The organism is Micromonospora sp. URMC 107 (assembly GCF_051386315.1).
Classification (GTDB): Bacteria; Actinomycetota; Actinomycetes; order Mycobacteriales; family Micromonosporaceae; genus Micromonospora.
In genome coordinates, this window is the sequence record NZ_JBPQTK010000135.1 from 1 (window position 1) to 15,343 (window position 15,343).

General features: G+C 73.7%; 12 protein-coding genes. 6 read left to right on the plus strand and 6 right to left on the minus strand.

Annotated elements, in window-relative coordinates; genetic code table 11:
• Window positions 1-7: 7 nt before the first annotated feature.
• From ACSNN9_RS23835 to ACSNN9_RS23845, 3 genes are all read right to left on the minus strand, one after another.
• The gene (locus ACSNN9_RS23835) at window positions 8-1,231 is read right to left on the minus strand and encodes a hypothetical protein (RefSeq protein ID WP_436675466.1); all 1,224 of its coding nucleotides are present in this window, start codon (window positions 1,229-1,231) and stop codon (window positions 8-10) included.
• A gap of 114 nt (window positions 1,232-1,345) precedes the next feature.
• Window positions 1,346-3,031 carry a GTPase gene (locus tag ACSNN9_RS23840; RefSeq protein WP_436675467.1) on the minus strand — a complete coding sequence of 562 codons (1,686 nt, stop codon included), beginning with the start codon at window positions 3,029-3,031 and terminating at the stop codon, window positions 1,346-1,348.
• On the minus strand, window positions 3,028-4,869 hold the full coding sequence (locus ACSNN9_RS23845; RefSeq protein WP_436675468.1) for an ABC transporter: 1,842 nt from the start codon (window positions 4,867-4,869) through the stop codon (window positions 3,028-3,030). The genes ACSNN9_RS23840 and ACSNN9_RS23845 overlap by 4 nt, the downstream gene beginning before the upstream one ends.
• A gap of 243 nt (window positions 4,870-5,112) precedes the next feature.
• On the opposite strand from ACSNN9_RS23845, the gene dnaK reads away from it, so the two are divergent.
• From dnaK to ACSNN9_RS23870, 5 genes are all read left to right on the plus strand, one after another.
• Window positions 5,113-6,993 (plus strand): molecular chaperone DnaK, encoded by a 1,881-nt coding sequence (dnaK, locus tag ACSNN9_RS23850; RefSeq protein WP_436675469.1) that lies wholly within the window; start codon window positions 5,113-5,115, stop codon window positions 6,991-6,993.
• 48 nt (window positions 6,994-7,041) lie between these two features.
• A complete protein-coding gene (grpE, locus tag ACSNN9_RS23855) occupies window positions 7,042-7,770 on the plus strand; it encodes a nucleotide exchange factor GrpE (RefSeq protein ID WP_436675470.1) in 729 nt (242 codons plus the stop codon).
• An 84-nt stretch (window positions 7,771-7,854) separates the two neighbouring features.
• The gene (dnaJ, locus tag ACSNN9_RS23860) at window positions 7,855-9,048 is read left to right on the plus strand and encodes a molecular chaperone DnaJ (RefSeq protein WP_436675471.1); all 1,194 of its coding nucleotides are present in this window, start codon (window positions 7,855-7,857) and stop codon (window positions 9,046-9,048) included.
• 46 nt (window positions 9,049-9,094) lie between these two features.
• Window positions 9,095-9,535, plus strand: coding sequence for a heat shock protein transcriptional repressor HspR (locus tag ACSNN9_RS23865; RefSeq protein ID WP_121399143.1), 441 nt, complete (start codon window positions 9,095-9,097; stop codon window positions 9,533-9,535).
• 279 nt (window positions 9,536-9,814) lie between these two features.
• The gene (locus tag ACSNN9_RS23870) at window positions 9,815-10,024 is read left to right on the plus strand and encodes a hypothetical protein (protein ID WP_436675472.1); all 210 of its coding nucleotides are present in this window, start codon (window positions 9,815-9,817) and stop codon (window positions 10,022-10,024) included.
• A 96-nt stretch (window positions 10,025-10,120) separates the two neighbouring features.
• Here ACSNN9_RS23870 and ACSNN9_RS23875 read toward each other — a convergent pair whose 3' ends face one another.
• The 3 genes from ACSNN9_RS23875 to ACSNN9_RS23885 all read right to left on the minus strand — a co-directional run bounded on the left by ACSNN9_RS23875 (window position 10,121) and on the right by ACSNN9_RS23885 (window position 12,441).
• Complete coding sequence (locus tag ACSNN9_RS23875) at window positions 10,121-10,552, minus strand: hypothetical protein (protein WP_436675473.1); 432 nt, start codon at window positions 10,550-10,552, stop codon at window positions 10,121-10,123.
• A 175-nt stretch (window positions 10,553-10,727) separates the two neighbouring features.
• Window positions 10,728-11,933, minus strand: coding sequence for a cation:proton antiporter (locus ACSNN9_RS23880; RefSeq protein WP_436675475.1), 1,206 nt, complete (start codon window positions 11,931-11,933; stop codon window positions 10,728-10,730).
• 7 nt (window positions 11,934-11,940) lie between these two features.
• Window positions 11,941-12,441 carry a cation:proton antiporter regulatory subunit gene (locus tag ACSNN9_RS23885; RefSeq protein ID WP_334560077.1) on the minus strand — a complete coding sequence of 167 codons (501 nt, stop codon included), beginning with the start codon at window positions 12,439-12,441 and terminating at the stop codon, window positions 11,941-11,943.
• Between the two features lie 282 nt (window positions 12,442-12,723).
• Here ACSNN9_RS23885 and clpB point away from each other — a divergent pair, with 282 nt between their 5' ends.
• Window positions 12,724-15,315, plus strand: a complete 2,592-nt coding sequence (gene clpB / locus ACSNN9_RS23890) for an ATP-dependent chaperone ClpB (RefSeq protein ID WP_436675474.1) — start codon at window positions 12,724-12,726, stop codon at window positions 15,313-15,315.
• Window positions 15,316-15,343: the final 28 nt, after the last annotated feature.

Sequence of the window (15,343 nt, forward strand, 5' to 3'; positions counted from 1 at the left end):
GGGTGGGTCAGGCGGGGTCGTCGGTCAGGCGGTGGCGGTTGGCCTCGATCCAGGCGTCCAGGGCGGCCGGGTCGTCGGGGTCGACGCCGTCGGCCATCAGCTGCGCGACGGCGGCGGTGGCGGGGCTGCGGCGTTCGCCGGTGCTGTAGAGGCGGGCGAACTCCGGCACCATCTCCTCGATGGCCGTGTCGGTCTGCGCCGCCGCCTGCTCGGGCAGGCCGCGCTTGCGGGCGGCGTACCCGGCCCAGGCGCGCAGCACCCGGGGCAGCAGTGCGGCGTCGTCCATGTCCAGCACCGCCCTCCGGTGCACCCAGTCGAGCAGGAACAGCCCGGCCACGGTGGGGCTCCACCGCATCGGGTCGGCGTCCGGGAAGCTGGCCGCGTGGTCCAGCAGCAGGCTGAGGCAGAAGTGCAGCGAGGCCAGCTCCGCCCCGTCGATGGCGTCCAGGCCGAACCGGGCCGCCTCCGGTGCGGCGAGGAAGCGGCGGACCAGGTCCGTACGCTCGGCGGCGGAGAGGGGCTCGGCGGCGGGCGTGGGGGCCGCCCCGGCCGCCTGGGGCAGCAGCGCCAACCGGGCGCCGAGCAGGGCGCGGTCGGTGGCGAGCGAACCCTCCCCGGGCAGCTCGGTCAGGCCGTCGGTGATCGCCAGGTGGCGGGTCACCTCGGCGCGCATCCGGGCCGGCTCCTCGTCGCGGAACCAGGTCAGCTCGTCGCCGGTGCACATCTGCCGGACCTGGTCGAGGATCCGGTCGGGCGGCCCGCCGACGAAGACGTCCTTGGTGATGCCGATGTTGTGGTCGAGCAGCGTCACCACGGCGTGCGCCGAGCCACCGGCCGGGTCGTCGTAGGCGAAGGTCGCCAGGTAGGAGGTCTGGTCGCCGTACACGTCGCCGTAGGACCAGCAGCCCGTCAGGTGCACGCGGCCGAGCTGGGCGGCCCAGGCCGGGGTGGCGGCGCCCGGGCGGACCCGGTCGGCGCCCTCGGCGTCGGGCACCAGCGCGGCGAAGACGGAGCGGATGGTGGTCGCCGCAGCCGAGCGGCGGCGGGAGGTGGCGGCCAGGAAGCCGGCCACGAAGTCCCGGACGGCGGCGTCACGCTCGGTCTCGGCGACCGAGTAGACGCTGCCCAGCAGGGCCGCGCCGAGCATCTCCGCGTCGAGGGCGTTGTCCAGCTTGGCCACGTCGCGGGCGGCGTGCAGCACCGCGTCGTACGGGGTCTGAGGCGTTCCCATCCACCGACCCTACGCCGCCGCCCGCCTCCGGACGGTACGAGCGACCCGAGCGTCCGGCACGCGTCGCGGCGCCACGCCGCCGACCTGCGGTTGCCGGGGGACGGGATTCCCGGCTCAGCGGCCGGCGGCCTCCCCCAGTGCCGTGCGGGCCTCGGCGTAGGAGCTGAGCACCGCCCGTACCGGCGTCAGCACGTGTTCCTCGCCGACCGCCGCCACGGCGGCGGTGAGGCGCCGTTCGGCCCGGCGACGGGCCCGGCGGGCCGCCCAACGGACGATCGGCCTGGTCAGGGCGGCCACCAGCAGCCCGGCGAGCAGGCCGCCCAGGAGCAGCAGGGTGGGCAGCGGCACCTCGCCGACCATCGGGTGCTCCAAGGCCGGCAGGCCCAGCGCGCGCAGCCCGTAGCCGAGTGCCAGCCAGCCCAGCCCGGCCAGCGCGGCCAGGGTCACCAGCCACTGGAGGCCGCCGACGATCCGCCACCAGAACGGTCGCCGGTCCATGCCGAGGTCCGTGCCGGCCACCGCGCGGTCCAGCGCGTCCGGCAGGTCGCCGAGGCGGGACCGGGCGGCGGCGGTCACCGCGGCCGGCCAGGCGGCGGGCAGGTCCGCCCCGGCCCGGTCGGCCACCGACCGGATCGCCAGCCCGAGCGCCGAGCGCTGGGCGACGGTGGGGTCGGGCACCGAGGTCGCGGCGACGAGGCTCTCCGCCGGTTCGTCGCGGCCGGCGGCCGGGCCGGGCAGGTGCAGCCGGCGCAGCGGGTCTGGCCGCAGCCGCCGCCAGCCCCGGACCAGCGGCCAGCCGGTGGTGGCGCCGCCCCGGTGCCGGTACGCCTGCTCGACCGCCTCAGCGACCGCCGGCACCCCGGCCGCGCCGGCCAGCGCCCGGTGCAGCGCGGTGACGGCGGCGTCGTCCGGCCCGCCGGCCGGCGAGGCGCCCCCGACCAGCTCGTCGAGCCCGGCCACCACCGCGTCCACGTCGCCCTGGAGCCGCCGCAGCGCGGCCTGCCGCTCGGCCACCGTGCGTTCCAGCGCCTCCCGCAGCCCGGCCATGCCCGCCGGGTCGACGGCGGTGGTCGCCAGCAGCGGTACGCCGTCCAGGCCGTCGGCGTCGAGCAGCCGGCGCAGGTCGGCCAGCACCCGGGGCAGCTCGGCCGGCGGCAGCCGGTCGGCCTGGTTGAGCACGACCAGGGTGACGTCCCGGTGCCGGTGGAACTCGCTCAGGTAGCTGGTGTGGATGACCCGGTCGGCGTACTTCTGCGGGTCGACCACCCAGACCACGAGGTCGACCAGGCCGAGCAGCCGGTCCACCTCCAGCCGGTGGGACCGCTGCACCGAGTCGAAGTCGGGCAGGTCGAGCAGGATCAGCCCGCGCAGGGAGGACTCGTCGTCGGCGTCGAGCACGCTCTCCCGGACGAACCGGTGCCGGGGCAGCACACCGATCCAGTCGAGCAGGCGGTTGCCGCCGTCGAGGGGCCCCCAGACGCAGGCGTGGGTGACGCCGGTGGTGGGGCGGCGCACCCCGACCGACGAGAGTTCCATCCGGGCGAGCGCGTTGAACAGGCTGGACTTGCCGCTGCCGGTCGCGCCGGCGAGGGCCACCACGGTGTGGTCGCGGGAGAGCGCCAACCGCGTGCCGGCCCGCTCGACCAGGGTGTGCGCCGGCACGAGCTGCGCGTCCGGCAGGTGGCCGTCGACGACCGTGAGGAACCGGCGTACGGCGTCGAGGCGGGCGACGAGCGCGTCGGCGTCGACCCGCTGGTCACCGCGGAACGCCTCGCGCATCCGCCCGACGATGTTGGTCATGTCCCCTCACCCTCGGTGCCGGGCAGGCCCGCGACGGCCGCGCCGGCGAGGCCGCTGCGGTTCCGGGCGATCTCCACCCGGTTGGCGGCCCCGCGCAGCGTCTCCGCGGTGTCCGCGGCGGGCCGCGCCTCCGCCGTCCGGTCCAGGTAGCGGGCGGCCTCGTCGTCGAGCAGGGCCCGCACCCGGTCCAGCAGGTCGGCCCGGGCCTTGGCGGCCAGCGTACGCACGGCCTGGTCGCCGAAGATCGCCTGGAGCACGGTCTGCGCGGCGACGGTCGTGCCGGCCCCGGTGGCCAGCTCCAGCCCGGTGGGGATGAACGCCGTCGAGGCGAACACCGCGATCATCACGGCGAGCCCGGTGGCGTTCACCGCGTAGGCGGCCGTCCGGGCCACGAAGCGGCGGTCGCCGCCCTCGGCGCGGACCAGCTCCAGCACGCCACGCTGCCACTCCCGCACCAGCCGCTCGGCCCGCTCCGGCAGGTCGGCGGCGGGATGGGCGAGCCCCGGGTCGAGCAGCGCCGCCCCGGCGGGATGGGCCTTCCACCCGGTGTACGCGTTCTCGGCCGCCTCGGCGGCGACGCCCCGCAGCAGGGTCACCAGCTGGGACTCGATCGCGTCCCGCAGCTCCGACGCGGGCGCGGGCCGGCCGGTGACCGCCGCCACCACCCGGTCGCGGAGCCGCCCGATACGGGCCTCCAGGGTGCGGAAGAACTCGCCGGTGCCGACGAACTCCTGCCAGCGGGCGAGCACCTCGCCGCGGAGCAGCCGACCGTCCTTCAGCCCCTGCTCGACGGTCCGGTGCGCCCCCCGGTACGCGGCCCGCACCCGCTCGTCGAGCGCGTCGGCGGCGGTGACCTGCTCCTCGGCGGCGTCGGCGAGCCCCTCGACCGCCGGGTGCAGCGCGGCGAGCGCGCCGTCCAGGGTCTGCCGGACCACGGCGGCGCGGGCGTCGGCGTCGGCGGCCAACCGGGCGAACCAGGCGGCGAGCGGCGCGGTGACCCGCTCGGGCAGCAGGCCCTGCCCGTCGACCCAGGTCTCCGGCAGCACGAAGAGCGGGGCCGCCCCCAGGTCCTGCGCGGCGAGCATCTCCGACAGGTGGGCGGCGATCTCGTCGGCCGCCTCCGGGGGCACCCGGTCCAGCACCATGGCGATGACCGCGCCCCGGGCCCGGGCGCTGCGCAGCAGCTCCCAGGGGACCGCGTCGGCGTAGCGGGCGGCGGTGGTGACGAAGAGCCAGAGGTCGGCGGCGGCCAGGAGCTGGCCGGCGAGGGCCCGGTTGGCGTCGACCACCGAGTCGATGTCGGGGGCGTCGAGGAAGGCCAGCCCGGCCGGCAGGGCCGGGGCGGTGACCAGTTGCAGGGTGCGCGGATCCTCGCTGGGCTCGGTGGTCCGGGTCAGGCCGGGCAGCAGCTCGCCCTTGCGGAACCAGCCCGAGTCGGCCGGGTTGCAGACCAGCACCGGGGAGCGGGTGGTCGGGCGGAGCACCCCGGCGGCGCTCACCCGCGCCTGCACCAGGCTATTGACCAGGGTGGACTTGCCCGCGCCGGTGGACCCGCCGATCACCACGAGCAGCGGCGCGTCGAGCCGGCGCAGTCGGGGCAGCAGGTAGTCGTCGAGCTGGTCGGTGAGGCTTGCGCCAGAGCGCCGAGCGGGCTCGGCGGAGGGCAGCGCGAGCGGGAACCGGGCCGCCCCGATCGCGGCGCGCAGGCCGGCCAGTGCGGCGGGCAGGCTGTCGTCCCCGGTGGTGGCGGGCCGGTCCTCCCCGGCGTCCGTGGGGCCGGTGCGGGCTGCGACGGTGGGCGTGCCGGCCGGGATGGCGGGATCGCCGTGCGTCGTCACCGCTAAAGCGTGCCCGACCGACGCAAGGGAAAACAACCGGTCGGTACCAACCTGGGGTTGTGTCGGGTCGCCTGGGGTTGCGTCGGGTCGGCTCAACCCCGACTTGACGATTTCGCGGGGCGTGGCACTATTGAGTCAAGTTCACTCAACTTGTGGTGGGGTCGCTGCGGGCGACGCCCGCCGGGCAGCTCGACGGGCGTCGCCCGTCACCTGCCCACAACGTGATGAAGCGAGGAAGCGAAGATGGCACGTGCGGTCGGTATCGACCTCGGCACGACGAACTCCTGCGTCAGCGTCCTGGAGGGCGGTGAGCCCACCGTCATCGCCAACGCTGAGGGCTCGCGGACGACCCCGTCGATCGTCGCGTTCGCCCGCAACGGCGAGGTGCTCGTCGGTGAGGTCGCCAAGCGCCAGGCGGTGACCAACCCGGACCGGACGATCCGCTCGGTCAAGCGGGAGATCGGCACCAACTGGTCCGTCGACATCGACGGCAAGAAGTACACCCCCCAGGAGATCTCGGCCCGCACGCTGATGAAGCTCAAGCGGGACGCCGAGGCGTACCTGGGCGAGCAGATCACCGACGCGGTGATCACCGTCCCGGCCTACTTCAACGACGGCCAGCGCCAGGCCACCAAGGAGGCCGGCGAGATCGCCGGCTTCAACGTGCTGCGGATCGTGAACGAGCCGACCGCGGCGGCCCTGGCGTACGGGCTGGACAAGGGCTCCAAGGAGCAGACCGTCCTGGTCTTCGACCTCGGCGGCGGCACCTTCGACGTGTCGCTGCTGGAGCTGGCCGAGGGCGTCGTCGAGGTCAAGTCGACCAGCGGTGACAACAACCTCGGTGGCGACGACTGGGACCAGCGGATCATCGACCACCTGGTGAAGACGTTCCGCGGCGAGCACGGTATCGACCTGGGCCAGGACAAGATGGCCCTCCAGCGGCTCCGCGAGGCGGCCGAGAAGGCCAAGATCGAGCTTTCCGCCGCCACCACCACCAACATCAACCTGCCGTACATCACCGCCGGCGCGGCGGGCCCGCTGCACCTCGACGTGACGCTCAGCCGGGCCGAGTTCCAGCGGATGACGCAGGACCTGCTGGACCGCTGCAAGGGCCCGTTCGAGCAGGCCGTCAAGGACGCCGGCATCAAGGTCTCCGACGTCGAGCACGTCATCATGGTCGGCGGCTCGACCCGGATGCCGGCCGTGACCGACCTGGTCAAGCAGCTCACCGGCAAGGAGCCCAACAAGGGCGTCAACCCGGACGAGGTCGTCGCCGTCGGCGCCGCCCTCCAGGCCGGTGTGCTCAAGGGCGAGGTCAAGGACGTCCTGCTGCTCGACGTGACCCCGCTGAGCCTGGGCATCGAGACCAAGGGCGGCATCTTCACCAAGCTGATCGAGCGCAACACCACCATCCCGACCAAGCGCTCCGAGGTCTTCACCACGGCGGACGACAACCAGCCGTCGGTGCTGATCCAGGTGTTCCAGGGCGAGCGGGAGATCGCGGCCTACAACAAGAAGCTCGGCACCTTCGAGCTGACCGGCCTCCCGCCGGCGCCGCGCGGCGTGCCGCAGATCGAGGTCACCTTCGACATCGACGCCAACGGCATCGTCAACGTCCACGCCAAGGACCTCGGCACCGGCAAGGAACAGAAGATGACGATCACCGGCGGCTCCTCGCTGCCGAAGGACGACATCGAGCGGATGCGCCGCGACGCCGAGGAGCACGCCGAGGACGACAAGCGTCGCCGCGAGGAGGCCGAGACCCGCAACCTGGCCGAGGCGCTCCAGTGGCAGACCGAGAAGTTCCTGGCCGAGAGCGGCGACAAGCTGCCGTCGGAGTCCCGTGACCAGATCAACGAGGCGCTCGGCGAGCTGCGTGGCGCGCTCGGCGGCCAGGACATCGAGAAGATCAAGTCGGCGCACGAGAAGCTGGCGCAGGTTTCCCAGCAGGCCGGCTCGCTGCTCTACAGCCAGCAGGGCGAGCAGCCGGGCGAGGCCGGCCCGGGCGCGGCGGGCGCCGCCGGCGCCGGGGCGACCGGTGGCCCGCAGGCCGGCGGCCCCGCCGGTGGCGCGGACGACGTGGTCGACGCGGAGATCGTGGACGAGGACAAGGACAAGAAGTGACGGTTCGTCCCCGGACACGGAACCACGGCAGAGGGATGAGGTAGCCCCATGACGGAGAAGCCACGAGCTGCCGACCCGGGTGCGACCGGGTCGGCACCGGGTGGCTCCGCGCCCGCCGAGCAGGCCGGCGACGGGCCGCGGGTCGTCATCCGTAACAACCGCAAGATCAGCGAGACGTCCGAGCCGGCCGCCGCCGACGCCGGTTCGGACGCCCCCGCCGAGGGCCTGGTCGAGGAGTCCGAGGTCGTCGTCGACGAGATCGAGGTCGAGGCGGCCGAGGTGGTCGGCCCGCCGGTGGTCGACGCCCCGGCGCAGCCGGTGGACGGCGCCCCGACCGCGCTCGGCGCCGAACTGGAGGCGCTGCGCAAGGACCTCGACGAGCGGACCCGGGACCTCCAGCGGGTGACGGCGGAGTACGCCAACTACCGCAAGCGGGTGGACCGGGACAAGGGCCTGGTCACCGAGCAGGCGACCGGCGCGGTGCTCGCCGCGCTGCTGCCGATCCTCGACGACCTGGACCGGGCCCGCGAGCACGGCGACCTGGTCGGGCCGTTCGGCACCGTGGCCGAACAGCTCACCACGGCGCTCGGCAAGTTCGGGCTGACCCCGTTCGGCGAGCAGGGCGACCCGTTCGACCCGACCCGGCACGAGGCGGTCGCCCACCAGACCTCGGCCGACGTCACCGAGCCCACCTGCGTACAGGTGATGCGCCGGGGCTACCAGGTCGGTGAGCGGCTGTTGCGGCCCGCGATGGTCGCGGTCGCCGACCCGGAGTAGTGCGGAACGACGACCTGACCGTCCCGCCCGCCCGCAGAGGGTGGGCGGGACGGTCGGTCCCCAGCTAGGGAAGGGGGTGGACCGGTGAGTTCCAAGGACTGGATCGAGAAGGACTTCTACGCCGTGCTGGGCGTGGACAAGGCCGCCTCCGCCGACGACGTCAAGAAGGCGTACCGGAAGCTGGCCCGGGATTCGCACCCGGACCACAACCCCGGCGACCCGAAGGCCGAGGAGCGTTTCAAGGCCGCCTCCGAGGCGTACGCCGTCCTCGGCGACGACGCCAAGCGGCGGGAGTACGACGAGCTGCGGTCGCTGTTCGGTTCGGGGGCGTTCCGGCGCGGGGCCCGTGGCGCCGGCCAGCCCGGCGGCGTGCCGTTCGACGTCTCCGACCTGTTCGGCGGCGCGACGGGCGGGGCCGGTGACCGCCGCTTCGGCGGGGCCGGCTTCCAGGACCTGTTCAGTTCGATCTTCTCGGGTGGCGCCGGTGGTCCCGCCGGTCCGGCGGCGGCCCGTGGCCCGGCCCGGGGGCGGGACGTCGAGGCCGAGGTGGCCCTCGACTTCGGCGACGCCGTACGCGGGGTGACGCTTCCGCTGACCCTGCGCGCCCCGGGAGTCTGCGACACCTGCCACGGCAACGGAGCCAAGCCCGGCACCCAGCCGCGCACCTGCCCGGTGTGCCACGGGGCCGGGGTGACCAACCGCAACCAGGGGTCGTTCAGCTTCTCGGAGCCGTGCCGCAACTGCCAGGGCGTCGGCACGGTCGTGGAGGAGAAGTGCCCCGAGTGCCAGGGCACCGGCGGGGTCACCAAGACCCGCACGCTGAACGTCCGCTTCCCGGCCGGGGTGGCGGACGGGCAGAAGATCCGGCTGGCCGGGCGGGGCGAGCCCGGCGCGCGGGGCGGGCCGGCGGGCGACCTCTTCGTACACGTCAAGGTGCGGCCGGACGAGCTGTTCGGGCGCACCGGCGACGACCTCACGCTGACGGTGCCGGTCACGTTCGCGGAGGCCGTGCTCGGCACGGACCTGCGGGTGCCCACCCTCGACGGCGCGGTGACCCTGCGGGTGCCACCGGGCACGCCGAGCGGTCGGATCCTGCGGGCCCGGGGCAAGGGGGTGGTCCGCCGTGACGGTCAGGCGGGCGACCTGTTGGTGACGCTCGACGTGGTGGTGCCCGCGCGGGTGTCCGACGAGGCGCGTGCGGCGCTGGAGACCTTCGCCGCGCAGACCCCGCCGGCCGCCCGGGAACATCTCGAGGCGCGGGTACGTCGATTCAGTTGACCCGGTGTTCAGTCGGCTCGGTGGAGTGCACGCGGAGGTGAGCGGGATGTCGGACGAGTTCGTCGGCTCGGGTGACCCTGCCTACGAGGCCAAGGTGCTGATGATCTCGGTGGCGGCGCGGATGGCGGGGATGCACCCGCAGACCCTGCGCCAGTACGACCGGTTGGGCCTGGTCCAGCCGGGCCGGGCCGCCGGCGGGGGGCGCCGCTACAGCGTCCGCGACGTGGTGCTGCTGCGCGAGGTGCAGCGGCTCAGCCAGGACGACGGCATCAACCTGGCCGGGGTCAAGCGGATCATCGGGCTGGAGCGGCTGCTGGAGCAGGCGCAGCAGCGGGTGGCCCGGCTGGAGGCGGAGCTGGATGCCGCGTACCGCCGGATCGCCGAACTGGAGGCGCTGGCCCGCTTCCCGGGCAGCGACCTGGTGCCGACCAACCGCACCTCCACCGCGCTGGTGGTCTGGCGTCCCCGCCGGGGCCCCGAGCGCTGACGACACCTCACCGCGCCCGGCCGCCCTCCCGCGGCCGGGGGGGGGGGGGCGGTCGTCTCTGCCGTCCCTTTCGGCGCGTCACGTCGGACGTCGCGCCGGACGCCACCCCGACCTGCGCCCCGTCGGCGGAACACCACGGGTGTCACCGCCCGTGGATGACACCCGTGGTGTTCGACCGGAGTGCGGTTGCCGGATTTGTCAGCGGAGGCGGCAGCCGATCCGCTAACCTGCGAATCAGGTCCAACCAGCTTAATCCGGACTCCAATGGCAGGGGGAGCCATGGCGGAAGCGGCGAGGAAGGTTGCCCAGCAGACGGAGGAACGGCTCGAAGAGGTGGCGAAGAACGTCCGGGAGAGGTTCGACCGGGTCACCGGGGGCCGCCTCAGCGACAAGATCAAGAACGGCACGTCCGCCGACCAGCCCGACGACGGCGCCGGCCGGGGGCGCGACGCGGCGAGACGCCACAAGCAGGGCGGATCGGAACACTGACGGTCCGCCGACGTGCGGGCCGGGACCCACGGGGGGCCCCGGCCCGTTCGTCGGTGGGTGCGGGCCGGGACGCGGGGGGAAGGGCGCGCGCCGCGCTCAGGCGATGCGGCGGTTCTCCCGGACCAGGCCGCCCTCGCACCAGTCCCGGTAGACGAAGAGTTCCGGGCGGGCCAGCAGCGCCCGGCTGTTGTACGCCCAGGTGCGCATCAGGTCGTCGCCGTTACGCTCGGCCTGCTCGACCAGCTTTCGGAAGCGCCGCTTCGGGTGGGCGCGGAAGTTCGTCCGGATGCCGTCGGCGGCGTAGATGTAGAGGCAGTGCAGCGCGAACCGGCGCGCCGGGCAGGCCGGGTCCATCGCCAGGTCGAAGAGCACCGCCACCAGCCGGTCGCCGGAGACCAGCAGGTCCCAGTCCGGCGGCATCGAGGTCAGCGGTACGGAGTCCGGCTGGTAGGCCCACGTCCGCAACTCGGCGGGGCTCGGGTCGACGGGGTTGGCGAAGCCGTGGAACGTCGACTCCTGCACGCTCACGGCCAACCTTCCGCTCTCGTCCGCGGGGGCCTCGGCCACCCGCGAGCTCTGGCTGCTGGGGCGAAACGGTAACCCGGAGCGCTGATCGGCGGTAGACCCCGCGGGGAGCAATTCGACATCCGTTGGCCGAGGGCCGACCGACCGTACGGTCGATCCGGCCCCCGGCCGTCGTCGGTCAGTCCGCTACGGGTGCCGGCCGGCTCCGCTGGGCCGCGCCGCGCTGCCGCAGCCAGCGCTTGAACCACGCGAAGTCGGGCAGCCGCGCCAGCATCGGCCCGGTCACCACGGTGATCAGCACGTACGCCGTGGCGAGCGCCGCCAGTTTCGGCTCGACGCTGCCGGCTGCCACCGCGAGGCCCGCGATGACGATGGAGAACTCACCCCGTGGCACGAGGGCGAGACCGGCGCGCCATCGACCGGGCTCGGCGATGCCGACCCGGCGGGCCGCCAGGTAGCCGGTGAGGGTCTTCGTCCCCATGGTGACGATGGCCAGCGCCAGCGCGGGCAGCAGCACCGGCGGGATGTCCCGGGGGTCGGTGACCAGGCCGAAGAAGACGAAGAAGACCGCCGCGAAGAGGTCCCGCAGCGGCGTGAGCAGTTCCGTGGCGTGGTGCGCCACCGGCCCGGAGAGGGCGATGCCGACCAGGAACGCCCCGACCGCCGCCGACACCTGGAGCTTCGCCGCGATGCCGGCCACGAGCAGGGTCATCCCGAGTACGCCGAGCAGCAGCGCCTCCGGGTCCTTCGCCGACATGGCCGTGGAGATCAGGTTGCCGTACTTGATGGCGACCACCAGCACCAGGAGCACCGTGCCGACCGCGACGCCGAGCGCGATCCCGCCGCCGAGCAGGCCGGTGCCGGCGAGCACGGCGGTCAGCAGGGGCAGGTACAGCGCCATGGCCAGGTCCTCGATCACCAGGACCGAGAGGACCACCGGTGTCTCCCGGTTACCGAGGCGGCCGAGGTCGGCGAGCACCTTGGCGATGACGCCCGAGGAGGAGACCCAGGTGATGCCGGCCAGCACCAGGGCGGCCACCCAGTCCCAGCCGAGCAGCAGCGCGAACGCCGCCCCCGGCAGCGCGTTGAGCACCCCGTCGATCAGCCCGGCGGGGGCAGCGGCGCGCAGGTTGCCGACGAGCTCGTTGGCCGAGTACTCCAGGCCGAGCATCACCAGCAGCAGGATCACGCCGATCTCGGCGCCGACCGCGAAGAACTCCTCGCTGGCGGCGAGGGGGAGCAGGCCGCCGTGCCCGAAGGCGAGCCCGGCGAGCAGGTAGAGGGGGATGGGCGAGAGGCCGATCCGGCGGCTCAGCCGACCGAGGAGGCCGAGCAGGAACAGCAGCGCGCCGACTTCGACGAGCAGGGTTGTCGTGTGGTGCATCCGCGCCTCAGCCGTCCGGGTCACTGTCGGCGAGGATGGCTGTCACTCCGTCGAGACCCTTGCGGGTCCCGACGACGACCACCACGTCACCGGCGGCGAAGCGGAAGGACGGATCCGGCGAGGCGATCACCTCGCCGTGGCGCAGCACCGCGACGATCGAGGCGCTCGTGCGGGAACGTGCCTGCGTGTCGCCGAGCCTCCGGTTGACGTACTTCGACCCGGCCGGAATGGCGATCTGCTCGGTGAGCAGCCCGGCGGCCTGGTCGCGCAGCCCGGAGAGCTGGCCCAGCATCAGGGACGCGCCGAGGATGTCGGCGAGCGCCTCCGCCTCGTCGTCGGTCAGCGGTATGTCGTGCTGACATGAGTCGGGATCGTCCGGGTCGTACAGGACGAGGTCACGGCGGCCATTGCGGTGGGAGACGACGCCGAGGCGGCGGCCGGATTCCGTCAGCAGATCGTGACGGACCCCGATGCCAGGCAGGGCGGTCTGTTCGACACGTACGCGCACGCGGCCAGGCTACTCCCCGCCGTCACCTGCGGATCTTCTCAGGCGGTCGCCTGTCGCTGAGTGATCTGTCAGTGCTTTTCCGCCACGAACCGCGCCGCGACGGGTCACCGCTCGGGCGGTACGTGATGTCGTGGACGATTCAGCTCGACAGGGGCCGCGCGGCGGTGCCCGCCCCGACGGGCGGGGCATAGAAGTGATCCAGCTCACGTCATCAGGGTTGAGCGGAATAGGCTCAACTCTGGTTGTGTCCTTCCCAGTGGACACGCCGATCCGGGGGAGCCCATGAACACGGAACGTCTCACCACCAAGAGCCGCGAGGCCATCACCGGTGCCGTCGCGGTGGCGAACCAGCGCGGACACGCCACCGTGGAGCCCTGGCACCTGCTGCTGTCACTGCTGGACACCGCCGGTTCGACCGCAGCCGGCCTGCTGCGCGCCGTCGGGGCCGATCCCGCCGAGCTGCGCCGGGTGGCCCAGCGCTCGGTCGACAACCTGCCCGCCGCGCGGGGCTCCAGCATCGCCGAGCCGACCCTTGCCCGGGAGTTCGTCAACGCCATCGGGGCCGCCGAGCAGATCGCCCGGCCGCTCGGCGACGAGTACACCTCCACCGAGCACCTGCTCGCCGGCCTGGCCCGGGTGGGCGGCGCGGTGTCGAACGCGCTGAAGTCGGCCGGTGCCACCGAGGAGACGCTCGTCGCCGCCTTCCCGTCGGTGCGCGGCGGGGACCGACGGGTCACCAGCGCCGACCCCGAGCAGACCTACCAAGCCCTGGCGAAGTACGGCGTGGACCTGACCGCCAGCGCCCGCGACGGCAAGATCGACCCGGTCATCGGCCGGGACTCGGAGATCCGCCGGGTGATCCAGGTGCTGTCCCGGCGTACCAAGAACAACCCGGTGCTCATCGGTGAGCCGGGCGTCGGCAAGACCGCCATCGTGGAGGGCCTGGCCCAGCGGATCGTCGCCGGTGACGTACCCGAGTCGCTACGGGACAAGAAGCTCGTCTCGCTCGACCTCGGCGCGATGGTCGCCGGCGCGCAGTACCGGGGCCAGTTCGAGGAGCGGCTGAAGTCCGTCCTGGAGGAGATCAAGAACTCCGACGGCCAGGTCATCACCTTCCTCGACGAGCTGCACACCGTCGTCGGCGCCGGCAAGGGCGAGGGCTCGATGGACGCCGGCAACATGCTCAAGCCGATGCTGGCGCGCGGTGAGCTGCGGATGGTCGGCGCGACCACGCTGGACGAGTACCGCGAGCACATCGAGAAGGATCCGGCCCTGGAGCGCCGCTTCCAGCCGGTGCTGGTCGGCGAGCCGACCATCGAGGACACCATCGGCATCCTGCGCGGCCTGAAGGAGCGCTACGAGGTGCACCACGGCGTACGGATCACCGACGCCGCCCTGGTCGCCGCCGCCTCGCTGTCGGACCGCTACATCACCGACCGGTTCCTGCCGGACAAGGCGATCGACCTGGTCGACGAGTCCGCGTCCCGGCTCCGGATGGAGATCGACTCCCGGCCGGTCGAGGTGGACGAGATCGAGCGGGCGGTGCGCCGGCTGGAGATCGAGGAGATGGCGCTGGCCAAGGAGCCGGACGCCGCCTCCGCCGAGCGGCTGGAGCGGCTGCGCAAGGAGCTGGCCGACAAGCGCGAGCAGCTCACCGTCCTGTCGGAGCGCTGGCAGCTGGAGAAGAGCCACATCACCAAGCTCTCCACCGCCAAGGAGGAGCTGGAGCGGCTCGGCGGCGAGGCCGAGCGGGCCGAGCGAGACGGCGAGCTGGAGCGGGCCGCCGAGCTGCGCTACGGCCGGATTCCCGCCCTCAAGGCCGAACTGAAGCAGGCCGAGGAGGAGCTGGCCCGGCTCCAGGCCGAGGGCGCGATGCTCAAGGAGGAGGTCGGCGCGGACGACATCGCCGCCGTGGTCGCCTCCTGGACCGGCATCCCCGCCGGCCGGCTGCTGGAGGGCGAGACCGCCAAGCTGCTGCGGATGGAGGAGTCGCTCGGCGCCCGCGTGGTCGGTCAGGCCGAGGCGGTCGGCTCCGTCTCCGACGCGGTCCGCCGCGCCCGGGCCGGCGTCGCGGACCCCGACCGCCCCACCGGCAGCTTCCTCTTCCTCGGTCCGACCGGCGTCGGCAAGACCGAGCTGGCCAAGGCGCTCGCCGAGTTCCTCTTCGACGACGAGCGGGCCATGGTCCGCATCGACATGAGCGAGTACGGCGAGAAGCACTCCGTCGCGCGGCTGGTCGGCGCCCCGCCCGGATACGTCGGCTACGAGGAGGGCGGCCAGCTCACCGAGGCGGTGCGCCGCCGGCCGTACTCGGTGATCCTGCTCGACGAGGTCGAGAAGGCCCACCCGGACGTCTTCGACATCCTGCTCCAGGTGCTCGACGACGGCCGGCTCACCGACGGGCAGGGCCGCACGGTCGACTTCCGCAACGCCATCCTGATCCTCACCTCCAACCTCGGGTCGTCGGTGATCGGCGACCTGACGCTGGCCGAGGAGCAGCGCCGGGAGGGCGTCCTCGCGGTGGTCCGCTCGCACTTCAAGCCGGAGTTCCTCAACCGCCTCGACGACATCGTGGTCTTCGCCGCGCTGCGCGGGGACGACCTGCGGGCCATCGTCGACATCCAGCTGACGCGGATGCGCAGGCGTCTCGCCGACCGTCGCCTCGGCCTGGAGATCACCGAGCCGGCCCGGGTCTGGCTCGCCGAGCACGGCTACGACCCGATCTACGGTGCCCGCCCGCTGCGCCGCCTGGTCCAGACGGCGATCGGCGACCAGCTCGCCAAGGCGCTCCTGTCGGGCCAGATCCGCGACGGCGACACGGTCAAGGTCGACCTGGCGGACACCAGGGACTCCCTGGCGGTCTCGACGGCCTGACCCCCGCCCCGGCCGGCGACGCCGGCCG